The organism is Rhodococcus sp. RCBS9, from assembly GCF_029457415.1.
GTDB classification, from domain to species: Bacteria; Actinomycetota; Actinomycetes; order Mycobacteriales; family Mycobacteriaceae; genus Rhodococcus_F; species Rhodococcus_F qingshengii.
In genome coordinates this window covers 1,633,382-1,655,685 of record NZ_CP120422.1, presented here as the reverse complement: position 1 = coordinate 1,655,685, position 22,304 = coordinate 1,633,382, and the positions used below count along the sequence as shown (strand labels likewise).

19 protein-coding genes are annotated in these 22,304 nt (G+C 62.6%); 11 read left to right on the top strand and 8 right to left on the bottom strand.

What is annotated here, in order from left to right; genetic code table 11:
* Positions 1-113 precede the first annotated feature (113 nt).
* The 3 genes from P0M12_RS07865 (at position 114) to P0M12_RS07855 (ending at position 3,331) form a co-directional block, all read left to right on the top strand.
* Entirely contained in the window at positions 114-1,280 is a 1,167-nt protein-coding gene (locus P0M12_RS07865; protein ID WP_007729538.1) for an acyl-CoA dehydrogenase family protein, read from the top strand.
* 41 nt (positions 1,281-1,321) lie between these two features.
* The gene (gene fabG, locus P0M12_RS07860) at positions 1,322-2,062 is read left to right on the top strand and encodes a 3-oxoacyl-ACP reductase FabG (protein WP_003940214.1); all 741 of its coding nucleotides are present in this window, start codon (positions 1,322-1,324) and stop codon (positions 2,060-2,062) included.
* 72 nt (positions 2,063-2,134) lie between these two features.
* A complete protein-coding gene (locus P0M12_RS07855) occupies positions 2,135-3,331 on the top strand; it encodes a CaiB/BaiF CoA-transferase family protein (protein WP_277377914.1) in 1,197 nt (398 codons plus the stop codon).
* 5 nt (positions 3,332-3,336) lie between these two features.
* Here the strand turns inward: P0M12_RS07855 and P0M12_RS07850 are convergent, their stop codons facing one another.
* Positions 3,337-4,557 (bottom strand): acetyl-CoA C-acetyltransferase, encoded by a 1,221-nt coding sequence (locus P0M12_RS07850; protein WP_277377913.1) that lies wholly within the window; start codon positions 4,555-4,557, stop codon positions 3,337-3,339.
* Positions 4,558-4,867: 310 nt separating this feature from the next.
* Between P0M12_RS07850 and P0M12_RS07845 the strand changes: the two genes are divergently transcribed.
* Positions 4,868-6,058 (top strand): acyl-CoA dehydrogenase family protein, encoded by a 1,191-nt coding sequence (locus P0M12_RS07845; protein ID WP_030537200.1) that lies wholly within the window; start codon positions 4,868-4,870, stop codon positions 6,056-6,058.
* Between the two features lie 50 nt (positions 6,059-6,108).
* Here P0M12_RS07845 and P0M12_RS07840 read toward each other — a convergent pair whose 3' ends face one another.
* The gene (locus tag P0M12_RS07840; RefSeq protein ID WP_064443699.1) at positions 6,109-7,779 is read right to left on the bottom strand and encodes a chitobiase/beta-hexosaminidase C-terminal domain-containing protein; all 1,671 of its coding nucleotides are present in this window, start codon (positions 7,777-7,779) and stop codon (positions 6,109-6,111) included.
* Between the two features lie 182 nt (positions 7,780-7,961).
* Between P0M12_RS07840 and P0M12_RS07835 the strand changes: the two genes are divergently transcribed.
* The gene (locus P0M12_RS07835) at positions 7,962-8,852 is read left to right on the top strand and encodes a LysR family transcriptional regulator (protein ID WP_030537198.1); all 891 of its coding nucleotides are present in this window, start codon (positions 7,962-7,964) and stop codon (positions 8,850-8,852) included.
* Here P0M12_RS07835 and P0M12_RS07830 read toward each other — a convergent pair.
* Positions 8,786-9,730 (bottom strand): LysR family transcriptional regulator, encoded by a 945-nt coding sequence (locus P0M12_RS07830; RefSeq protein ID WP_042923979.1) that lies wholly within the window; start codon positions 9,728-9,730, stop codon positions 8,786-8,788. The genes P0M12_RS07835 and P0M12_RS07830 overlap by 67 nt on opposite strands.
* A 187-nt stretch (positions 9,731-9,917) precedes the next feature.
* On the opposite strand from P0M12_RS07830, the gene P0M12_RS07825 reads away from it, so the two are divergent.
* From P0M12_RS07825 to P0M12_RS07800, 6 genes are read left to right on the top strand one after another with little or no spacing between them, the layout of a single operon-like run.
* Positions 9,918-11,477 (top strand): long-chain-fatty-acid--CoA ligase, encoded by a 1,560-nt coding sequence (locus P0M12_RS07825; RefSeq protein WP_209447982.1) that lies wholly within the window; start codon positions 9,918-9,920, stop codon positions 11,475-11,477.
* Positions 11,474-12,520 (top strand): MBL fold metallo-hydrolase, encoded by a 1,047-nt coding sequence (locus P0M12_RS07820; protein WP_030537195.1) that lies wholly within the window; start codon positions 11,474-11,476, stop codon positions 12,518-12,520. Before P0M12_RS07825 ends, P0M12_RS07820 begins: the two co-directional genes overlap by 4 nt.
* A gap of 37 nt (positions 12,521-12,557) precedes the next feature.
* Positions 12,558-13,319 carry a crotonase/enoyl-CoA hydratase family protein gene (locus P0M12_RS07815; protein ID WP_065351440.1) on the top strand — a complete coding sequence of 254 codons (762 nt, stop codon included), beginning with the start codon at positions 12,558-12,560 and terminating at the stop codon, positions 13,317-13,319.
* Complete coding sequence (locus P0M12_RS07810) at positions 13,316-14,128, top strand: enoyl-CoA hydratase-related protein (protein WP_030537193.1); 813 nt, start codon at positions 13,316-13,318, stop codon at positions 14,126-14,128. Before P0M12_RS07815 ends, P0M12_RS07810 begins: the two co-directional genes overlap by 4 nt.
* 30 nt (positions 14,129-14,158) lie before the next feature.
* Positions 14,159-15,061, top strand: a complete 903-nt coding sequence (locus P0M12_RS07805; RefSeq protein ID WP_007729501.1) for a LysR family transcriptional regulator — start codon at positions 14,159-14,161, stop codon at positions 15,059-15,061.
* 3 nt (positions 15,062-15,064) lie between these two features.
* Positions 15,065-15,961: a LysR family transcriptional regulator gene (locus tag P0M12_RS07800; RefSeq protein WP_003939949.1), complete on the top strand. Its 897-nt coding sequence runs from the start codon at positions 15,065-15,067 to the stop codon at positions 15,959-15,961.
* Here the strand turns inward: P0M12_RS07800 and P0M12_RS07795 are convergent.
* The 5 genes from P0M12_RS07795 to P0M12_RS07775 all read right to left on the bottom strand — a co-directional run bounded on the left by P0M12_RS07795 (position 15,958) and on the right by P0M12_RS07775 (position 22,161).
* Positions 15,958-16,920, bottom strand: coding sequence for a nitronate monooxygenase family protein (locus P0M12_RS07795; protein WP_042448540.1), 963 nt, complete (start codon positions 16,918-16,920; stop codon positions 15,958-15,960). The genes P0M12_RS07800 and P0M12_RS07795 overlap by 4 nt on opposite strands.
* Complete coding sequence (locus P0M12_RS07790) at positions 16,917-18,572, bottom strand: AMP-binding protein (protein ID WP_172827034.1); 1,656 nt, start codon at positions 18,570-18,572, stop codon at positions 16,917-16,919. Before P0M12_RS07790 ends, P0M12_RS07795 begins: the two co-directional genes overlap by 4 nt.
* Positions 18,573-18,613: 41 nt before the next feature.
* Positions 18,614-19,378, bottom strand: a complete 765-nt coding sequence (locus tag P0M12_RS07785) for an SDR family NAD(P)-dependent oxidoreductase (protein ID WP_007729494.1) — start codon at positions 19,376-19,378, stop codon at positions 18,614-18,616.
* Positions 19,379-19,432: 54 nt separating this feature from the next.
* A complete protein-coding gene (locus P0M12_RS07780; RefSeq protein ID WP_030537190.1) occupies positions 19,433-20,563 on the bottom strand; it encodes a thiolase family protein in 1,131 nt (376 codons plus the stop codon).
* 134 nt (positions 20,564-20,697) lie between these two features.
* Positions 20,698-22,161: an MFS transporter gene (locus P0M12_RS07775; protein WP_174519483.1), complete on the bottom strand. Its 1,464-nt coding sequence runs from the start codon at positions 22,159-22,161 to the stop codon at positions 20,698-20,700.
* Between the last annotated feature and the right edge of the window lie 143 nt (positions 22,162-22,304).

The window sequence follows — 22,304 nt, the reverse complement described above, 5'->3', positions numbered from 1 at the left end:
TATAGGTTCTGCCTTACCTTCGGTTCGTTTTCAGGTCTTTGACTCCGATTGCCTCACGGTATTGACTTCGGGGGACGGCATGGACTTCGGAAACAGCAAGGTGAGTGGTGGGAATGCAGGTCGACGCAGATGACTTCGCAGATATCTTGGCGACTGCGCGGGAGTTCATCCGTAAGGAAGTAGTTCCGCGTGAGCAGGAGATAGCCGACACCGACGCCATTCCTGAGGACATACGCAAGAAGGCCGCAGCTATCGGGCTCTTCGGTTACGCGATCCCTCAGGAATGGGGTGGGCTCGGACTCGATCTCACCCAAGACGTCGAACTGGCAATGGAATTCGGCTACACGTCTCTGGCGCTGCGTTCGATGTTCGGTACCAACAACGGAATTGCCGGACAGGTGCTGGTCGGCTTCGGTACCGACGAGCAGAAGGCTCAGTGGCTCGAGCGCATCGCCTCCGGTGATGTCGTGGCTTCCTTTGCTCTCACCGAACCGGGCGCGGGCTCCAACCCGGCCGGCCTTCGGACCAAGGCAGTGCTGGACGGATCCGACTGGGTGATCGACGGCAACAAGCGGTTCATCACCAATGCTCCACTGGCGCAGCTGTTCGTGGTGTTCGCGCGCACTCGCCCGGCGGATTCCGATGGTCCGGGAATTGCAGTGTTCCTGGTTCCGGCTGACACGCCAGGTGTCACGGTCGGTCCCAAGGACAAGAAGATGGGTCAGGAAGGTGCTTGGACCTCCGAGGTCACCTTCGACAACGTCCGAGTTCCCGAGTCGGCCCTCGTCGGTGGCGACCAGGACACCGGATACCGCGCAGCGATGACGTCTCTCGCGCGCGGACGAGTCCATATCGCGGCGCTCTCGGTGGGAGCAGCACAGCGAGCGCTCGACGAATCTGTCGCGTTCTCCGTGGTCACGGAACAGGGCGGCACCGCGATCGGCGACTTCCAGCTGGTTCAAGCGATGCTGGCAGACCAGCAAGCCGGTGTGATGGCAGGGCGCGCGATGGTGCGCGAGGTGGCCGCGCGGTACGTCAGCGGTGAGGATCGCCGTCTCGGGCCTTCGGCGGCAAAGCTTTTCTGCACCGAGATGGTGGGCAAGGTCGCAGATCTCGCCGTGCAGATCCACGGGGGCAACGGGTACATGCGCGGTGTTCCGGTCGAACGCATCTACCGTGAAGTTCGCCTGTTGCGCCTGTACGAGGGAACCAGCGAGATCCAGCGTCTGATTCTCGGTGGTGGGCTCGTGGCGCAAGCGAAAAAGCAAAACCAGCGCTGACACATTTTCCAGACGAGCTTAACCTCACGAACGGAGTGGACATGGGATTGTTGGACGGCAAGGTTGCGGTAGTGACCGGCGGAGCCCAGGGCATCGGGCTCGAAATTGCGCGCACCTTCATCAAGGAAGGCGCGACCGTCGTTCTCGGCGACATCAACGAAACCGTGGGAACGGCTGCGGTCGCCGAACTCGGTGGAGAGTCGGTCGCCCGTTTCGCTTCCTGCGACGTGCGTGACTCCGGACAGGTCGAGGCCATGCTCGATCTGGCCGAAAGCGCTTTCGGTCCAGTCGATGTCATGGTCAACAACGCCGGCATGACGCGCGACGCCACGATGCGGAAGATGACCGAGCAGGACTTCGACGACGTGATCGCCGTTCACCTCAAGGGCGCCTGGAACGGAACACGCGCTGCCGCCGCCCGCATGCGCGAGCGTGAGACGGGCGCGATCGTGAACATCTCGTCCATCTCCGGCAAGGTGGGCATGCTCGGGCAGACCAACTACTCGGCCGCGAAGGCCGGGATCGTCGGTCTGACGAAGGCCGCGGCAAAAGAGGTCGCGTTCAAGAACGTTCGCGTCAACGCCGTTCAGCCCGGACTGGTCCGCACGGCGATGACCGAGGCGATGCCCGAACGGATCTGGAACGAGAAGCTTGCCGAGATTCCGATGGGGCGCGCAGCCGAGCCTTCGGAAGTTGCTTCGGTTGTGCTGTTCCTCGCGAGCGACCTCTCGAGCTACATGACCGGCACGGTTCTCGAGATCACCGGCGGCCGCCACATCTGATCCGTCCTGTTCGAGTGCAAGAATTCAGAGTGTGAGAATTCTGGGTGTAAAACTTCTGGGGTGACTACTGACATGGGACAGCCGAACTCGGATCTTCCGCTCGACGGAATCACCGTAGTTGCACTCGAACAGGCGGTGGCGGCACCGCTCGCCACCAGACATCTCGCGGACATGGGTGCGCGGGTGATCAAGATAGAACGCGTCGGCGAGGGTGACTTCGCGCGTCACTACGACCATGCGGTTCACGGTCAGGCATCACACTTCGTGTGGCTCAACCGTTCCAAGGAATCGATCGCCGTCGATGTGAAGTCGGAAGCCGGCCGGCAGATCCTTCTCGATCTGGTCGCGCGAGCCGATGTGTTCCTGCAGAACCTGGCTCCCGACGCAGCCGCGAGACTGGGGTTCGGCGCGGAGGAACTGCGCGATAAATACCCACGGCTCATCGTGATCGACATGTCCGGCTACGGCAGTGCCGGCCCGCGGCGCGAGCGCAAGGCCTACGACATGTTGGTCCAAGCCGAGACCGGAATGATCTCCGTGACAGGCACACCGGAGACGGCCACCAAGACCGGCATCCCGGTCTCCGACATCGCAGCAGGAATGTACGCGCTGACTTCGATTCTGAGCGCCCTGTTCCGTAGAGAGCGAACGGGCAAGGGAGCGCTCGTCGAGGTCTCGATGTTCGATTCCACCGTCGAGTGGCTGGGCCATCCGATGTACATGAAAATGTATGCGGACAAGCAGCTTCCACGTGTCGGTCTCGGCCATGCCGCGATCGTTCCCTACGATTCGTATCCCACGGCCGACGGCGAAATCCTGATCGGCGTCCAGAACGATCGTGGATGGCGAGCGCTGATGGTGGACGTGTTCGAGCGAGAGGATCTGGTCGATCATCCGCGTTACCGCACCAACATCGTGCGCGTCGAAAACCGTGGCGAGGTAGACGAATTGGTGGGCTCTCTGACGCGTCTGTACTCGACGACAGATCTGGATCAGCGTCTGGCCGCCGCTGGTGTTCCGGCCGCGGCACTCAACGACATGGCCGGTCTGCTGGAACATCCGCAGCTGGAGAAGCGTGCCAGGTGGCGGTCCGTGGGCACCGAGAACGGTCCGATCGATGCCGTGCTGCCTCCGATGACGTATTCGGATGTCGAAATGCGCATGGGTGACGTTCCAGCACTCGGCCAGCAGACGGATTCTCTGCTGGCCGAGTTGGGACTTACGGGCGACCGGATCGCGGAACTTCGCCGCGACGGATCGATCGGTTAACGCTTCTAGCGTCGCAGGTTCTCGAACACCGCGGCAATCCCTTGTCCGCCACCAATACACATGGTCTCGATCCCGTACCGTGCCTGGCGCCGGTCGAGTTCGCGCAGCAGATTGGCGAGGATCCGCCCACCGGTAGCGCCGACAGGATGTCCGAGCGAGATCCCGGAACCGTTGACGTTGAAGCGCTCCTCGATGTCCTGCGCGCTCAATCCCCAAGCCTTGGCGCACGCGAGAACCTGGGCGGCGAAGGCCTCGTTGACTTCGATGAGGTCGATGTCGTCCAGCGACAGATCGACACGGGAGAGAGCCTTCGCCACGGCAGGCACCGGTCCGATGCCCATCCGGTTCGGCTCCACACCGGCCACACCCCAGCTGACCAGTTTCGCGAACGGCCGCAGGCCCAGCCGTTCGGCGTTGGCCGCAGTGGTGACGATGGCCGCGGCTCCGGCGTCGTTCTGGCCGCAGGCGTTTCCGGCGGTGACTGTTGCTTCAGGGTCGACGCGACCTCGAATGGGGCGCAGTGCAGCAAGATCGGACAGTTGTATCCCTCGGCGCGGATGCTCGTCTTGGGTGACGACTGTCTGCTCACCACGGCGTCCGGGCACCGAAACGGGAATGGTCTCGTCGTCGAAATACCCGCTGTCCTGGGCGTGAACGGCCCGTTCGTGCGATCGCACCGCGTATCGGTCCTGCTCGTCGCGGGTGATCGAGTACTCCCGGCGCAAGTTCTCGGCGGTCTCGATCATGCCGCCTTCCACCGGAAAGTTGACTCCGCCGGAGTTCGTGCGCGGTTTGGCCAATCGGTCGTGGAACTCGACGGAAGGGCGCTTTGTGCCCCAACGCATGTCGGTGGAGTAGAACTCGGTTCCGCTCATGCTCTCGGCGCCGCCGGCGATGACCAGATCACTCATCCCGGTCTGTACCTGCATCGCGGCGTAGATGATCGCCTGCAATCCCGAACCGCAACGGCGATCGAGTTGTATTCCGGGAACGGACACGTCCAGACCGGCGTCGAGTGCCGCGATTCGCCCGATGGCCGCGGCCTCTCCGTTGGCGTAACCCTGACCGAAGATGACGTCGTCGACATCGGCGGACGCAATGCCGGTTCGTTCGACGAGGCCACGCACAACAGTGCCGGCGAGAGTGGTGACGGGAACGTCCTTGAAGACTCCGCCGAATCCGCCCACCGGGGTGCGAACGGGTTCACAGATGACTGCGTCGTGCATGGAATGCGCCTGTCTCGAGGAGAGGTGGGGAATGCGTCGCGTGAACGGGCCGATCGAAGGGCCCGTCGCGACCTGGCCACTCGAATATCCAGCACGCGTGGCGCGGTTGTCAACAGCAGGAACGACCTGTTCGGACATAGTTTCCGCCATACGGTTCGTATGCGAAATCGACTTTGACACATATACCCTTCGGGGATTGAATGGATACAGCGTCTCTGCCGCACACACGTCGCGGCGGGATGAAAGTTCCTGGAGTCGAATCAATTTCGTCGACCGGGAGGGCGCGAAGTACCGACTGACAGGTGGAACAGTGACTCGTTTGGCGCAGACGGCGGGATTGACCGAAACTCAGACCGATATCGTCGGGGCGGTACGCGAGTTCGTCGATCGTGTGGTCATCCCCGCGGCGCAGGAACTCGAACACTCGGATACGTACCCGACCGACATCGTCAAGCAGATGAAGGACATGGGTCTGTTCGGACTGACCATCGACCCCGAGTACGGGGGTATCGGCGAATCATTGCTCACCTACGCGCTGTGCGTCGAAGAATTGGCCCGTGGATGGATGAGCGTGTCCGGTGTCATCAACACGCATTTCATCGTGGCTCACATGATTTCGGCGCACGGGACGCCGGAACAGAAGGCGAAGTACCTGCCGCGTTTGGCTTCCGGGGAACTCACCGGTGCATTTTCCATGTCGGAGCCTGCCCTCGGTTCCGATGTTGCTGCCATATCGACCAGGGCGAAGCGGACGGACTCCGGCGATTACGTGATCACCGGCCAGAAGATGTGGCTGACCAACGGGGGTTCCTCGACCTTGGTGGCAGTCCTGGTCAAGACGGACGAGGGCGCGGAGAAGCCGCACAACAATCTGACGACGATATTGATCGAGAAACCCGCAGGTTTCGGCGAGGTACTCCCGGGCCTGACCATTCCGGGCAAGCTCGAGAAGATGGGGTACAAGGGAATCGACACCACGGAGATGATCTTCGACGGTTTCGAGATCGGAGCCGAGGAGGTTCTCGGTGGCACCCCTGGCTCGGGATTCCGGCACATGATGGACGGCGTCGAGGTCGGCCGGGTCAACGTCGCCGCGCGTGCCTGCGGAATTGCCCAGCGCGCTTTCGAACTGGCTGTCACCTACGCCAAGCAACGCGAGACTTTCGGCAAGCCGATCGCCGAGCATCAGGCCATCGCGTTCCGGATCGCCGAGATGGGCACCAAAGTCGAAGCGGCACATCTGATGATGGTCAACGCTGCCAGGCTCAAGGACTCGGGTGAGCGCAACGATGTCGCCGCGGGTATGGCGAAGTATCTGGCGAGTGAATTCTGCTCGGAGGTCACCCAGGACAGCTTCCGTATCCACGGCGGATACGGCTATTCCAAGGAATACGAGATCGAGCGGTTGATGCGTGAGGCGCCGTTCCTTCTGATCGGTGAAGGCACCAGCGACATCCAGAAGCAGATCATCAGCAAGGGCCTGCTTCGCACGTACAACTGAGCCGAGAAGCGGCACCGCGAATATGCGCGGTGCCGCTTTGTCGTGTCGGGTCAGCGGGTGAAGGCCAGGGTTGTCACCGGTGACCGGTTGCCGTATGCGTCAACGGCTTCGACGCGGGCTTCGTATGCGGTGCCCGCTGCGGCGTCGGGAATCGGAATGTCGAGGCTGTTCGGCCGCGGCATGAAGTAGAAGTCCGAGAGCACCTTCGACGAGACCACCTTCGCTCCGGTGGCTGTGTCCGTGACCTCGACGGCGTAGTGGTGCACCATCTGATCGTCCTTGGCCTGCGCGATCCTCAGTGCGGTCGCACCGTTTTCGCCGGTCGTCACCGAGAGCGGAGTGCTCGAGGTGAACTCCGGCGCGTGCGTGTTCCGTGCGCCCGAGGTGTAGCGGAAGTTGTCCTTGATCTGCTGGTTGGTCGACCCGTCGAGTTCGACCGTCCACCCCGAACCGCTCAGCGTGCCCGCGCTCGAGTACGGCGGCTGCCAGTTGGCTGACCACGCGCCACCGGCGTAGATGTCGTGCTTGTCTGCTGCCATGTTGATTCGGTTGATTTCCGTGCGGTCCTGGTAGACCTCGACGAAGAGCGCTTGGGCAGTGGGTGATTCGAAACGGTTCGCGAGACCGGACTCGGTCACCATCTGGTAGCCGTGATCGATTTCGATGTACGACATCGAGCCGTCGTTGACCGACGTGAAGTCACGCTGATGGATCGACCGGTCGTCGTTGTTGTTCAGATGTGAGTGCCCGGAGAAGAAGATTGCCTGAGGGAAGGCACTCAGGTCTTCGGTCAATCGAGGGTTCGACGCCTGCTGCCCGTCCATGGCTGTGTTGCTTGCCGGCCGGTGTCCCTGGACCAGGATCGGCTTGGTCAGGTTCCCGGACTCCGCGGTGATTTCGGTCAGGCGGGACTTCAGCCAATCGCGTTGCGCTGAATCATTGTTGTAGGTTTCGGTGTTGACCGTGAAGAGATGGACACCATTGACGTCGGATTCGTAGTATCCGCCACCGGAATCCGGGAACCACTCCGCCGGGTAACCGGCTCTGATCGCCGCGAGACTTGCATCGTGATTGCCGTTGGAGATCAGGAGTTGTGTGTCGTTCATGCCCTTCCGGGCGAGGTTTGCCTGGAAGATTTCTGCGACGATCTTGTGGTCGGGCCCCTTGCCGTCTCCGTTGTCGTTGATCATGTCCCCGTTGGAGAGGATAGCGTCGGGTTTCGGGAAGATGGAACCGATTGTGTCGAAGAAGCTTTCGTACTTCTTGTCGTTGTTCGCGTGATCGCCGACGTGGACGTCGGACATCACGACGACCTGAGCCAGCGGCTTTTCCGACGTCTTGATCAGGTAGCCGAACGAGACGGCCGCGCTCGCGTGATCGCCTCGGAAAGCTGCGACAGTGACGTTGGTGTCCTGCGCGATGTGCAGCGGACGTCCCGGCGTGGCAGCTTGGCTGTCGGTGGTGGGTGTCGTTCCGTCCACGGTGTAGCGGACGGTGGCGCCGCGCTCGGCGGTGAAGGTCAGGTCGACGGGGTGCTCGTACCGTCCGCCGGGGACGCTGACGCCGGGCGCTGCGGGCGGCGTGTTGTTCTCGCCCGAAGAGCTGCCCCATTCGAAGGACGAACTGCCCCAGCCGGGTTCGGCGTGGGATTCGGCGGGGGCGATGCCGGGAACGGCGAGAGCCGCTGTCACGGCTGCTATCGCGATGGTCGTACGTCTCACGAGGATTCCTTGTCTTCGACGCGGTGGTTCAGACCTATCCGTAATTGGTCTGGACCAATTACGGTAGGTGGCGCCGGGTAGAAGAAGGTGTGTCCTGAATGTCCGATTAATGAAGCGTGTGTGAACACCCTGCAGTGCTTGGTACCGGTATACCCGGCTGCGTTTATGGCAAAGTCGATGGAGTGGACCTACGTCAGATCGAGTACTTCCTTGCCGTTGCCGGTGGTGAGTCCTTGTCGACGGCTGCGCAGAATCTGTCGGTCACCAAGCCGTCGCTGTCGCAGGGTATTCGTGGCCTCGAGCGTGAACTCGGAGTCGAACTGTTTCACCGCGTCGGTCGCGGTTTGGTGCTGACGGCAGCAGGTCGGGCGTTGGTAGGGCCGGCGAGGCAGATGACTCGCAGCAGCGCGGCCGCGTTCGACGTCGCGATCGGTACGGCCGACGAGCCTCGTGGCCGGCTCGACATCTGCTCCGCGGCACATGGTCTCGAAGGTCCGATCGCACGCATCGTGGCAGACTTTCGTGAGCGGTGGCCTGCTGTGACCGTTCGGGTCGGTGAGTTGCCGCAGGGTGCAACGTCTGAGCAGGTGTTGGCAGACGGCGCGTGCGAGGTGGTCTTCAGTTACTGGCCACCCGACATGTCGGCGCTGTCCACGAAAGTGTTGGGGGTGAACGAGTACTGGCTGGCAGTGCCGTCGGGGGTTCATCCTGACGTCTGGCCGAATGGTGTGAAACCCGCTGCGGGAGAGCCGGTGTCATTGACGGCATTGCCCGATCTCCCCGTGGTGGGTGTGCTCAAACACTCGCGGGCTCGCCTTGCCATCGAGTCGTCTCTGCAGGCCGCCGGGGCCCGGACTCGGATGTCGACGGAGTTGGCGCAGCGGGAGACCGTCGGCGCGTTCGTCTTTGCTGGTTTGGGCATGGCATTCATGGAGCGTTCGTTGGCCGAGAGGTCGGTCGCGTCCGGCGCGGAGATATTTCCGGTGGAGCCGGCGATCTCACTGAATTACGGCGTCGAGTTCGATCCGGAGACGCTCTCGCCGTTGGGCAGGCTGTTCGTGGAGGGCTTGTGACGTGGGGAGATGTTCTCGATGTACGCAGACCCGGCCGGTGAGAGCGGGCCGTCGCGGTAGACCAAGATCGTCTGCCGGGTGATCGGTGGGAAAAGCGAGCGAACCTCAGATGCCGGGGAGTCTTGTTCGGCGATCGATCTGGGCAGCAGCGCGGCGCCTACACCTTGCCCGACCATTTCCCGGACAGCAAGGCGATCAGGTACTTCCACGACGACGTCGGTGAGTTCCAGATCGTCGTCGATCGAGTGCCCGCGCCGAACTGCGGATGCCTCGACCACCATCGGCAGGCGCGCGACCACGGTGCGCGGAACCGGATCGGGGAGGTCTGTGGCCAGGCGAATGGGGATCGACAAGACCGTTTCCTGGGTGCTCACGGCAATTTCTCGAAGCCCGTCGGAGACTTCGGCACCCGGGTGGGTCTCGAGAAACCCGAGTTCACACGTACCTGCTCTCACGAGCGCGCGCACGTCCTGTGCGTTGGCGGAGGCGTTCGTGGAGAACCGAATTCCGGGTGCCGTCAGATGGAGGCGTCCGGCGACCTCTGCAACAGGGTCGATGGCGAGATCGGACTGAACCGCTATGGCGAGTTCCCCGGCGCGCAAAGCGGTTACCGCAGCCACCGCGGCCTCGGCCCGAGCAACGTCGGCGAGCAACGTACGGGCAGAATCGGCAACTGCCAGTCCGACCGTGGTGGGAGCCAGACCGCGAGTGGTGCGCTCGAAGAGTGTGGCTCCGAGAGCTCGTTCGAGGTTGCGCACGGCCTGCGAGAGGGACGGTTGCGAGATACGCAGGACGTCCGCGGCGGCAGTGACGCTGCCGTGATCGACGACCGCGACGAGATACTGCGCGCTGCGTATGTCCATGCCGGGTGCCTGCATCTGACGAATTCTCCCAGATGACGGAGCCTTGGCGGCGGTGACTTGCTGCGACCTGCGGACATAGGTCTGAGCTATGGCTCTGTGCGCCTTCTCGTCTTTGTGGCGCAGGCCATAGCGATGGTCGACTGTTCCAGTACCACCGACCGCGGTTCGTGCTCGGTGAGTACCTGGAACACAGGAGCGTGATGTGAGCGAGCTTCACCTACCCAACCGGATACGCCACTCGGCGTCGACACGGCCGTCCGATCCGGCAATCACGTGCGGCGACCGAACGTTGACTTGGGCTGAGCTGGATGGCGAGACCAGCACCTTGGCGAGTGCGCTGGCAGAAGTGACCACAACGGGTGCTCGTGTCGGTGCGCTACTGCGTATGGGGCTCGAAGGTGCGGAAACCTTCATCGCATGTGCGAAGGCAGGCGCTGTGTTCATACCGTTGAACTGGCGGCTCAACCCACTCGAACTCGTCGACATCGCCGAGGACGCGGAGCTCGACGTCTTGATCGTCGATGACGAGTTCGCCGCGGGGGCGGCGGCGATGTCCGCAGCGTTGCCGGACATCGAGGTCATAACCGTGGGAGCTGCAGGGGGCCTGTCGGATTCGCGAACCTGGGCGGAGTTCGTGGCATCAGGGACCGGTGTCGACCCCGGACACGGGCACGATCCGGACGCAGCAGTTCTGCAGCTGTACACGTCCGGGACAACCGGCCGGCCCAAGGGCGTCGTGGCCACGCACCGGAATCTGTACAACGAGCCCGAGGGGTTCGATGTCTACGAATTCGGTTCGAATGCAGTCGCACTCGATGCACTTCCCCTCTTTCACATCGCCGGTGCCGGCTGGATGAGTACATGCTTGTCGGCCGGAGTGCCTTTGGTGCTGCTCGGAGACATGGCGCCTGCTCGGGTCGCTGATGCCATCGCGACCCACCGCGTCACCCACGCATTTCTGGTGCCTGCAGTCATTCAGACGCTGGTAGATCTGCCGACTCTCGACAGTTTCGATCTGACCAGCCTGGAGGTGGTCGCCTATGGGGCGTCACCGATCACTCCGGCGCTCCTCGCCCACGCGATGACTGTCTTGAACTGCAAATTCGTTCAGCGATACGGGATGACCGAGACGACGGGTTCGGTATCCGTCCTTCGTGCTTACGACCATCATGTGAGCGGGCCGCGTTCGGAGTTGCTTCGCTCTGCGGGCAAGCCGATGATCGGCGTCGAGATCTCGATTCGAGACGTCACCACTGGTGAGGAATTGCCGCCCAATAATTCCGGTGAGATCGTCGCGCGCAGTAGAAACAACACTCGCGGATACTGGCGACGTGACCGTGAGACCGCCGAATTGTTCACCCTCGACGGTTTCCTCCGAACGGGGGACGCCGGCCATCTGGACGACGAGGGGTATCTGTTCGTCACCGATCGACTCAAGGACATGATCATCACCGGCGGAGAGAACGTCTATCCGATCGAGGTGGAATCCATTCTGGCCGAGCACCCCTCGGTCGCCGAGGTCGCGGTGGTCGGGGTTCCCGACAAGCGCTGGGGTGAATCCGTGACCGCAGTGGTCAAACTGGTCGACGGTGCCGACGTGCCGAGCGTCGACGAGTTGATCGCTTTCAGCACAGCGAAGTTGGCGTCGTACAAGAAACCTCGCCAGATCCATTTCGTGGACTCCCTACCTCGCAACGCGAGCGGAAAACTGCTCAAGTCGAGCCTGCGGACCATGCTGAACGCGAGCGGAGAAGCATCATGATCGTGACCGAAGACGTCGGTGTCGCACAACGTGAGGCATGGGCGAACAAAGTCCTTCCACCGGTCGAACAGGTGCGGGACGGATTGTGGTCGATCCCTGTTCCTATGCCGGACAACCCTTTGCGCTACGTACTCGTCTACGCACTCGCGCTCGACGACGGACTTGCCCTCATCGACGTCGGTTGGGATCACGAACAGTCCTGGCAGGCTCTCGTCGACGGCATAGCATCGATCGGATACCACGTTTCCGAAGTGCGCTATGCGGCAATCACGCACCTGCATCCCGATCACTTCGGCCTGGCGCCGCGTCTTCGGCAGGTCAGCGGCGCGACACTTGCGATGCACGTGGCCGACGCGACGCTCCTCGGGTACCACGGGCCCGAACAGACCCGCGACGACATCAGTGGCTGGAACCTGCAGTTGTCCGAACTCGGCGCACCGGCCGAAGTGCTCGACGCGTCTCGGGTCGACCTGGTGCGGTTCGCTGAGCACGAAACCATCGACATTGTTCTGGGAGAAGGGGATTCACTCGACCTACCCGGTTGGAATCTCCGCGCCCAATGGACACCGGGGCACACTCCCGGACATCTCTGTTTCGTGGAAGAGGACAGAGGCTTGTTGTTCAGCGGCGATCACATGCTGCCGAGGATCAGCCCGAACATCTCCACGATTCCCGGTGAACTCGAGAACCCACTTCATCGTTATCTTCTCTCGCTCGAGGCGACGACAACACTGGGCGAGTGCGAAGTGCTTCCGGCACATGAATATCGATTCCGTGGGATCGCCGATCGTGCACGTCAATTGATGGGGCATCACGAGGAGCGATTGGCGGAGATCGTGGCTGCGGTGCAGGATGAGCCTGAATCCACGGCCTGGGAACTCTCACGCACGATCTCCTGGTCTCGCCCGTTCGAACAGATGTCGCCGCGACTACTTCGCTTGGCAGTCCGCGAAACCCATGCTCATCTTGTTGTTTTGGCCAAGCGGGAGATCGTGACACCGTCCGGCGGCACACCCGTGCGCTGGAGCATTCGCGCGCAGTGACCTTTCAAGAATCTCATCACGGAAGTAGGAACCGAACATGAGCGTCGTGCTCACCGACTTCGCCGACGGCGTTGCCGTCATCACCCTCAATCGTCCCGAGGCCAAGAACGCGGTCAATCTCGAACTTGCCGAAGCCTTGGCTGCGGCCATCGACGAGTTCGAGGAACGGGCCGATCTCACCATCGGCATTCTGACCGGATCTGGTGGAACCTTCTGCGCCGGTATGGATCTGAAGGGATTTGCGCGCGGAGAGCGGCCATCGCTACCGGGTCGTGGTTTTGCCGGTCTGACCGAGGCACCGCCGTCGAAGCCGCTGATCGCAGCCGTCGAAGGTTGGGCACTCGCCGGCGGTTGCGAACTGGCCTTGGCGGCCGACTTGATCGTGGCGTCCACGGACGCGAAATTCGGCCTGCCCGAAGTGAAGCGGGGACTTGCCGCGGCCGCCGGCGGACTCCTACGTCTGCCGAAAATTCTTCCGTATCAGTTGGCCATGGAAATCGCGATCACGGGGGATCCACTCAGTGCCACCGTGGCGCATCATCACGGCTTGGTCAATCGGCTCGCCGAACCGGGACACGCGCTGACCGTCGCACGCGAGCTTGCGGCCCGAGTAGCGGCTAACGGTCCACTGGCTGTTCGCGCGACCAAGCAGGTACTGGCAATGTCCGCCAAGTACACCGATCCGGATGCCTTTGTCGCGCAACGCGAATTCATCGATCCGGTCTTCACCTCTCGTGATGCCAAGGAGGGCGCCACGGCATTTGCCGAGAAGCGCTCTCCCGTGTGGAGTGGTTCATGAGTGCCGAGACGATCGAGCGTGCGGCCGTAAGCATCGAACGAGACGGTGCTGTCGCGACGATTGTTCTCTGTCGGCCGCACCGCCGCAACGCTCTCGATCTCGACGCCTGGATCGCTCTACGTGAAGCAGTCCTCGAACTTCAAGAGGACGCGCAGATTCGCTCGGTGATCCTGACCGGCGCGGATGGGACCTTCTGCGCGGGCTCCGATCTGGACAAGCGTGGCTCGTCGCACCCGCTCGATCGCATGCGTGTCATCAACGCAACGGCAATCGCACTGAGTGAGTTTCCCAAACCTCTGGTGGCGAAGGTCGACGGGTTTGCCGTCGGAGCCGGATGGAACATGGCGTTGCTCTGCGACTTCGTCGTGGCGGCCAAGGGTGCGAAGTTCAGCCAGATCTTTGCCAAACGGGGGCTGTCTGTCGACTTCGGTGGTTCGTGGATCCTGCCGAGACTGGTCGGCCTCCAACAAGCCAAGCGACTGGTGATGCTTGCCGAGACGATCGACGCACAGGAAGCCTACGAGCTCGGGTTGGTGACTTATCTGGTCGAACCGGCCGAGCTGGACGAACACACGTCAACACTGGCGCAGCGGCTCGCCGCCGGCCCGCCGGCCGCACTGAGTCAGTCTGCCGCCATGCTCGAACGTCACACCTCCCTCTCGTTGCGGGAGGCCTTGGACAACGAGGCGAGGGCGCAAGCGGTCAATTTTGCGACGGATGCCACCGACGCGGTTCGTGCCTTCGTGGAAAAGCGGGAGCCGATCTTCACCGGAGAGTGGGCCGTACCAGGGGCAACTCGGGTGGAGTGAGCGACGGATCGCTGGTCGTATGATGGATGAGTGGATCTGCACTTCGTCACCTACTTCGTCGCTGTTGTCGACCACGGTGGGATAACGAAGGCCGCTCAGGCTCTCTACATTTCGCAGCCCTCGCTGTCACAGGCAATTCGTACGCTCGAGCGTCGACTCGGCGCCACGCTGTTCGACCGGACGGGCAGGCGGTTGGTTCTTACCGACGCGGGCCGCACGTTCGATCTCGCGGCCAGGAGAATCCTTGCCGACGTCGAGCGCGCGAAGGCGAAAGTGACCGCCGTTCGCGAACTCGAGTTCGGTCGTGTCGACGTCGTCTCGTACTCGGCGTTCTCGATCGATCCGATGGTCGAGTTGGTCCGGCGATTCCGGGCCAACTTCCCGAAGATCGTCGTGCGTGTTCTCGACACGTACGGCCCGGCCGGGGTCGACAATGCGTTGCGGCGAGGGTCGGCCGAGGTCGGCGTCACCGATCTGAGTATCGGGTACGAAGGTTTGGTCACGGCTCCGATTGCCACTCAGGAGTTGGTGCTCGCCACCCATGCGTCGTTGTCCGGCCGACTTGCAACGCCGTTGGCGGATCCGGTTCCGCGAGCGCTCTTGCACAGTTTGCCGCTTGTGGTCGATCTCGGTGATCAATCGAATCAGTTCCGGGGCTTGCTCAGCGAAGGCGCCGAGAACGTAGTCGTGGACTGTGTCCACCCTGTGACCACGTGGGAACTCGTGCGTCGAGGAATCGGCGCCACTGTAGTGCCGAGAAGGGTTGCACAACAGCAGATGACAGACGTCTGCGCCTTCTCCTTCGATCCGCCGCTGACACGCGACGTCGGTATCGTCTATCGCTCGGGCGAGCAATCCCCGGCGGCCGCTGCATTCATCGCGACGGCTGCGGAAATGGCCACCTCCGCCGTTCCGTCCACGGAAGAGGAGTGAACTGTGGAGTTCCGGCAGATGGAGTACTTCCTCGCAGTGGTCGAGAACAAGGGGATCAACGGCGCCGCAGCGGCTCTCGGCGTTGCTCAGCCGACCGTGTCACAAGCGTTGCGCGGGCTCGAACGTGAACTGGGAGTGAGGCTGTTCCACCGCATCGGGCGCGGCATGGTGCTCAGTGCTGCCGGTCGCAGTCTGGTCGGCCCGAGTCGACAGGTTTTGCGAGACGTAGCTGCGGCGGCTGAACAGTTGACGGCATCCGATGGCGCCATCGTCGGTCGCCTCGACATCATGGCTTTCCCTGCACTGACCTCGGGGACGATCGTCGATCTGATTGCGGAGTTCTGTCGACGGTATCCGCAAGCGCGAGTCAGATTCTCGGAACTCGAGCGTGAGGACAATCTGGAAAGTCTCATCCGGGACGGCCACTGCGAATTCGCGGTGGCTCATCTGCCGCTCGAGGCGGGCGAAGGGCTCGAAATCGTCGAATTGGGGGAGCAGGAATACCGCCTGGTCTACCCGGCTGGAACGGAACTACCCGAGGGGCCGGTACGCCTTTCGGAAATGCCGGACATTCCCATGGTATTCGTTCCTCGCGGGGCAGCGATGGGTGACGCGATCGAAGATTCGATCCGAAAGGCCGGTACCAGAACGGAACTCGCGGTGGTGACCGAGCAACGGGAGTCGCGGCTCCCGATGGTCATCGCCGGACTCGGCGGCTCGTTGGTCGAGCGCTCGGTGGCGAAATCGATGCCTGGTCAGGTGGTGGAACGGGCCTGCGAGCCGAGATTCCTGCGTGCGTACGGTCTCGCCTTCGACCCCTCGACGTTGTCGCCGGTGGGACAGGTATTCGTGAACCTGATCCACGAGTACCTGTCCGACGAACGCCGGTCACAGCACTAGAGTCGGCAGATACGTTCTCGCGCGGCAGAGTACTCGGCGGCGAGACGCTCTACTACTGCATGCGTCGGAAGGACTGCATCGATCGCTCCGATGCCCTGTCCGGCGCCCCAGATGTCACGCCAGGCCTTGGTATCGGTGTCGTTGGTCGCGAAACTCATTGCGGATGGATCGGATTCGGCCAGGTTGTCGGGGTCCAAGCCGGCGGCAACGATGCTGCCCCGCAGGTAGTTTCCGTGTACTCCGGTGAACAGGTTGGAATAGACGATGTCGGAGGCCCCTGAACCCACGATCATCTCCTTGTACGCAGGATCCGCGTTAGCCTCTTCGGTTGCGATGAAAGCTGATCCGACGTATGCCAAATCGGCCCCGGCCGCGAGCGCAGCGAGAATCGAATCACCATGAGCGATGGCACCTGACAACAGCAGTGGACCGGCGAACCACTCACGAATCTCCCGAATCAGGGCAAACGGCGACTGCCTACCGGCATGACCACCGGCCCCGGCAGCTACCGCGATCAGTCCGTCGGCGCCCTTCTCGATCGCCTTGCGTGCAAAGCGATTGTCGATGACGTCATGGAGAACGATTCCGCCGTATGCGTGGACTGCGTCGTTGATGTCGGTGCGAGCGCCGAGGGACGTGATGACGATCGGAACCTCGAACTCGGCGATGGTCGCCAGATCCTCTTCCAGGCGGTTGTTGGACCGGTGGACGATGAGGTTGACGGCAAATGGCGCCGACGGATTCTCCGGGTGCTCACGATCATGTTCCTCACGAGCCACGGTGATCAGTTTGAGCCAATCCCGAAGTGCTGACTGCGGACGAGCATTCAGTGCCGGGAAGGACCCGATGATGCCAGAGGTGCACTGCGCGATGACGAGGTCAGGGGTCGAGATGATGAACATCGGTGAAGCGAGAACCGGGACACGCAGTTGCGACGTCAGGTCTGCGAAGGTTGTCACCTGGAACCGCCTTTCTGATCGACGGATTCGAGAAGTCTCGAGCGGAGGTCGGTCTTGAGGACCTTACCGGCAGCCGATGTCGGAAGGAGTTCTACCTCGACGACTTCGCGAATCTTCTTGTACGGCAGCACCTGCTCGGCGACGAACGCCTTGATCTGCTCGGCGTCGAACTCGGCGCCCGGAATCATCACGACGAAGGCTACGGGCTCCTGGCCGTTGCTCCCCACTTCGCGGCCGACAACCGCGGCAGTCGAGATCGCCGGGTGCGAGACCAGAATCTCTTCGAGTTCACGCGGATAGACGTTGTACCCCTTGTAGATGAGCATGTCCTTGGCCCGGTCACAGATGAAGAGGTATCCGTCCGAGTCCAGGTACGCGATGTCTCCCGTATCCAACCAGCCGTCGACGAACTGTTCTGCGGTGGTTTCCGGGTGTCCGAGATAGCCGTCGGTGACCTGAGGTCCACGCACCCAGAGTTCGCCGCGTTCGTTCTCGCCTAGAACGGTCTTCCGGTCGAGCTGATCGCGAATCTGGATTTCGGTGTCGAAGATCGGGAGGCCGACGCTGCTCTGCCGATATTCCGAGCCGTTGATCAGCGGAGCGGCCGTGACCACACAGGTGGCCTCGGTCAGCCCGTACCCTTCGACGACGAGCGCTTTGGGAAATGCCCGGCGGAGTGCGGCGAGCGTGACACTGTCGATCGGGGCGGCACCCGAAGACACGACGCACACGCTGTCGGTGTTGCGCACCGTAGCGTCGGGATGAACCGACAGTGCGTGCCACATGGCGGGAGACCCGGTGAGATAGGTGGCCTCGTGCTTTTCGATCAGCTCGAGCATCCGGCCGGGTTCGAACCGACCGGCGAACACCTGGGTGAGACCGGAAATCAACAGGAACGACGTGTTGAGCAACGAATGTGCGTGGAAGAGAGGGGAGACCACGATGGTCGCCCCGGTCCCGGGCGTCGGACCGAGCACGTCGAGGCCGTCGATGCGTCGAGGCGTGACGAGACCGTCAGGACCTGCTTCCAACTCGTGACCGGTTCTCCACCCACACATCTGCGTGATGTTGCCGACGACGTTGCGGTGAAGAACACGAACACCTTTGGAGACTCCGGTGGTTCCGCCGGTGAACGCGATGTGTGCGATGTCGTCGCTACGAACCGAGGCAGGGGTGAATTCGGTGGGTAGATCGGCGATGAAGGAGTCGAATGCGACGACCGACTCCGGTGTGTCGAGCGCGCCCTCGGTGTCCTGGACCATCACGATCGTACGCACGGAGGTTCCTGAAGCGGCCGCGAGCAGTACGTGCAGCTGCGAACTCTGAGTCACTGCAGCAACGGCGGACGTCTCTTCGATCTGCTTGCGCAGGCCGAGCTCTGGCTGCAGTGGGTTGACCAATGTGACTGTCGCCCCGGCCTGTAGGCATCCGTAGTAAGCCTGGAGGAACTCGACGCAGTTCCCGAGGTGCATCAACACCACGTCGCCGACGCCCACCCCGGCTTGCCGCAGTGCGCCGGCGAATTGCGCACTGCGCTGACCGAGTTCGCGGAAGGTGCACGTACGCTCGCCGTCCACGACGGCGAGGCGGTCACCGTAGAGCGCCGCCATGCTGGGCGCCCAGTACGCCATGGTGGTATCCGGGTAGTGCATGTTGTGCCGCAGTTGTGGATTGGCGATCACGCTGGTGCCCGTCACCGGGGAGCCATTCGGATAGCGCCGTCGAGTCTGATGGTCTCGCCGTTGAGGTAGCCGTTCTCGAGCATCGAGACGGCGAGCTGGCCGAACTCGTCCGGACGACCCAGTCGTGAGGGATTGGGAACAGAGGCTTCGAGGGCCGTGCGCACGTCTTCGCGTAGGCGCGCCAGGAGGGGAGTGTCCATGATGCCGGGAGCAATGGTGTTGACGCGAATTCCGCGGCTGGCGAGATCGCGGGCAGCGGTGACCGTCATACCGACGATGCCGGCTTTGGACGCTGTGTAGTTGATCTGACCGATCTGACCTTCGAATGCTGCGACCGACGCCGTCATGATGATGGCACCTCGCTCACCGTCCACGGCGTCGAGTTCCGCCATCCGCTCGGCGCCGAGACGGAGTGCGTTGAACGAACCGACAAGATTCAGCTTGACGACGAACTCGAAATCTTCGACCGATCCGGCTTTTCCGTCCTTGTCGAGAATGCGCATACGACGCCCGGCACCCGCGCAGTGGACGACGCCGCGGAGGCCGCCGCGCTCGTGCGCCGCGTCGAGTGCTTCGGCGAATTGTTCGCTGTCGGTGACGTCGGCCGGGGCGAATTGTGCGGCAGCACCGAGATCGGCCGCCACCTGCTTACCGTCGGACGAAGGCAGATCGATCAACGTGACCTGCGCTCCGGCGTCGAGCAGCCGTCGAGCGGTTGCCAGGCCGAGGCCTGAAGCGCCGCCGGTGATCGCGGTGGAAAGTCCCTCGAGTTTCATGGATCAATTCTTCTTTCCTGCTGGATGACGTGTCGGCCCGAAAGCGTTGTCGGGTCAGATCAATTCGAGAATGGTCGCATTGGCCATGCCGCCGGCCTCGCACATCGACTGGAGACCGTAGCGAATTCCGTTGTCGCGCATGTGATGTGCCAGGCGAGTCATCAAGATCGCACCTGATCCGCCGAGTGGGTGGCCGACCGCGATAGCGCCGCCGAGCGGATTCACACGATCGATGGCTGCGCCGGTTTCAGCCTGCCAGGCAAGCGGGACGGGGGCGAATGCCTCGTTGATCTCGAAGGCGCCGATGTCGTCGATGGACAATCCGGAGCGGTCCAATGCCTTTGCGGTGGCGGCAATCGGACCGGTGAGCATGATGACCGGGTCGTCGGCTGCGACCACTGCGGTGTGAATACGAACGAGCGGCTTCCACCCGCGTGCCCGGGCGTACTCGCTGGTCGTGACGAGTGTGGCGCCCGCCCCGTCGGAGATCTGAGAAGAGTTGCCGGCGTGGATGGCACCGTCGGTGTCGAAGGCCGGGGGCAACTTCGCGAGCGACTCCACACTTCCGCCTCGCCGAATCCCTTCGTCCTGGGACAAGCCCGCGATCGGAGTGATCTGCCCGGTGAATGCCCCTTCATCGGTGGCACGGGCCGCGAGTTCGTGTGAGCGGAGGGAGTATTCGTCCAGAGCTGTTCGTGTGAGTGCCCATTTGCGGGCCATCATCTCGGCGCCGGTCCCCTGGCTGAAACCGTCCACCCCGTAGCGTTCGAGTACCGAAGCCGGAAAATGCTCACCGTTCTTGCTGGCGGTACCCATCGGTACTCGTGACATCGATTCGACGCCTCCGGCTACGACCACGTCGTTCTGACCGGAGATGACGGTGGCCGCAGCAAAGGAAACTGCCTGCTGGCTCGATCCGCAGGCCCGGGTCAGCGTGACGCCGGGAACGCTGTCGGGCCAGCCGGCGGCGAGTGCCGCTGTGCGGGCGATGCTTCCGGCCTGCTCGCCGACCTGACTGACGCAACCCCAGATCACGTCGTCGACCGTCGCCGCGTCGAGTCCGGTCCGTTCAGCGAGCGCACGCAGTACATGGGCGGACAACTCGGCCGGATGGATCTCCGAGAGGGCGCGGCCGCGACGGCCGATCGGTGTACGTACTGCGTCGACGATGACGGCATCTCGCATGTATCTCTCCTGCTGTTCGTGCCCGGTTCTGCGACTGTGCGGTCGGGGCGTGTCTCGAGTCGATCACGAGCGGGTCGACCCGGCAATGTCTTTCGGTGAATGGCTTTGTTAGCGAATGGCTATACGTGGAGTACTCAGCCTCGGATGAGCTTGCGATCGCGCTCGGGATTGGCGAAGACGAGGACCAGAACCGCGGCGATCACTCCGATGACGCCGATTGCCTGGAAGGACTGGGCGTAACCGTCGGCCGGGGTTGCAGCGTTGTCCACGATGACTCCCGTTGCGTAAGGAGCAATCAGGCCACCGATCGACATGATGGCGAGGAAGAATCCCATCGTTCCGGCAGTCTGCTGCGGCGGGCACAGCTCCGAGATCGCAGCGTTGATGAGCGGGAAGGTGATTGCCGAGAACCCGTAGCCGATCGAGACCATGGCGACAGCGACGATGGGAGTGGAGATCTGTGGCAGGAACAGGAGAATCGATCCGCAGATCAGAACGCCGACACAGGGAACGATGACGCGAACCGTACGAGAGGTGAAGCCGCGGCCGATCAACTTGTCCGTGACGGAACCGGAGGTGATCATGAGGACGAGACCGACGATCGAGGGCAGCGCGAACATCGAACCGGCCTGCATCGCACTGTATCCGAGGCCGACCTCGAAGTACGACGGCAACCAGGTGAGGACGACGGTGGTCAGCGCGTAGATGGTCGCGATGAGGAAGCAGCAGCTGACGAAGGTGCGGGAGAGCAGGATCTTGCGCCACGGCACGTTGGGCTCGGTGACCGCCTTCGTGGCTGTCCCGGCTGCCTCGGTTGCTTCTGTATCTGCAGTCTTGGTCGCCTTGACGGCCTTGCTCGTGTACGGGCCCTCGGACCAACCGGCCAGCCAGCAACCCATCCACACGAGACCGAGAACGGAGAGCGAGAGAACTGCTGCGCGCCAGCCGTAATGAACGGCGATGAAGGTCAGTACCGGCGCGAGGGCGATCTTTGCGACAGAGGCGGATCCGGCGAGCATTGCGCCGGGAAGGCCGCGCTTGGCCGGCGGGTGCCACGAGTACGCCGCGGTGTGCATCAGCGCCGAACTGGGGCCTTCGGCAAATCCGAGGAGCATGCGCGAGACGATCAACATCGCGAGGCTGGCGCCGAGAACGAGGGGGAGCATGACCACGGACCAGATTGCGGCCAGGATCAACAGCGCCCAACGCAGGGTCAGGTACTTGTTGAGCGGTCCGGCGAGGAATCCACCGATGCAGAACATCAGGAAGAAGAGCGAGCCGACCATGCCGATTTGCGAAGACTTCAGTCCGAGCTCACGAGCGAGGGGCTGAGCGATGATTCCGAGGACTGCCTTGTCCGCGTAGTTGACGATGTAGAGGAAAACGACGAGCCCGGTCATCGTCCACGCACGCTTGCGGGTACCGAAGACGGGAACTGCTGACGAATCTGGCGTTGCTGTTGCTTCGGGCTGGACGTCGTTACGCTGTGGCGCGATGGGGGTCACGTGGCGTCCCTTCGAGACTGGTGGGCGGATGCGATCGTGCTCGAAGCGCGGCCTCGAAGCGATCGATGGTGGTGTGTTTGCCGGCTGACTCATTCAACGTGTTCTGGATCACTTTGAGCAATGTCGCGTCGATGATCGGAACGATAGCGGTTGCCTATGTATCGCAGGTCAGGCCATATTGGTACGCCCTATCGGACGCATAGCCGATGAGTGTTGGATCGAATGCGGAACATTGA

What these genes read in the sequence shown, in the direction of transcription:
- P0M12_RS07865 (WP_007729538.1), top strand. Translation starts at nt 114, where the DNA reads ATGCAGGTCGACGCAGATGACTTCGCAGATATCTTGGCGACTGCGCGG.
- fabG (WP_003940214.1), top strand. Translation starts at nt 1,322, where the DNA reads ATGGGATTGTTGGACGGCAAGGTTGCGGTAGTGACCGGCGGAGCCCAG.
- P0M12_RS07855 (WP_277377914.1), top strand. Translation starts at nt 2,135, where the DNA reads ATGGGACAGCCGAACTCGGATCTTCCGCTCGACGGAATCACCGTAGTT.
- P0M12_RS07850 (WP_277377913.1), bottom strand. Translation starts at nt 4,557, where the DNA reads ATGCACGACGCAGTCATCTGTGAACCCGTTCGCACCCCGGTGGGCGGA.
- P0M12_RS07830 (WP_042923979.1), bottom strand. Translation starts at nt 9,730, where the DNA reads ATGCAGGCACCCGGCATGGACATACGCAGCGCGCAGTATCTCGTCGCG.
- P0M12_RS07820 (WP_030537195.1), top strand. Translation starts at nt 11,474, where the DNA reads ATGATCGTGACCGAAGACGTCGGTGTCGCACAACGTGAGGCATGGGCG.
- P0M12_RS07815 (WP_065351440.1), top strand. Translation starts at nt 12,558, where the DNA reads ATGAGCGTCGTGCTCACCGACTTCGCCGACGGCGTTGCCGTCATCACC.
- P0M12_RS07810 (WP_030537193.1), top strand. Translation starts at nt 13,316, where the DNA reads ATGAGTGCCGAGACGATCGAGCGTGCGGCCGTAAGCATCGAACGAGAC.
- P0M12_RS07790 (WP_172827034.1), bottom strand. Translation starts at nt 18,572, where the DNA reads ATGCACTACCCGGATACCACCATGGCGTACTGGGCGCCCAGCATGGCG.
- P0M12_RS07785 (WP_007729494.1), bottom strand. Translation starts at nt 19,378, where the DNA reads ATGAAACTCGAGGGACTTTCCACCGCGATCACCGGCGGCGCTTCAGGC.
- P0M12_RS07780 (WP_030537190.1), bottom strand. Translation starts at nt 20,563, where the DNA reads ATGCGAGATGCCGTCATCGTCGACGCAGTACGTACACCGATCGGCCGT.
- P0M12_RS07775 (WP_174519483.1), bottom strand. Translation starts at nt 22,161, where the DNA reads ATGAGTCAGCCGGCAAACACACCACCATCGATCGCTTCGAGGCCGCGC.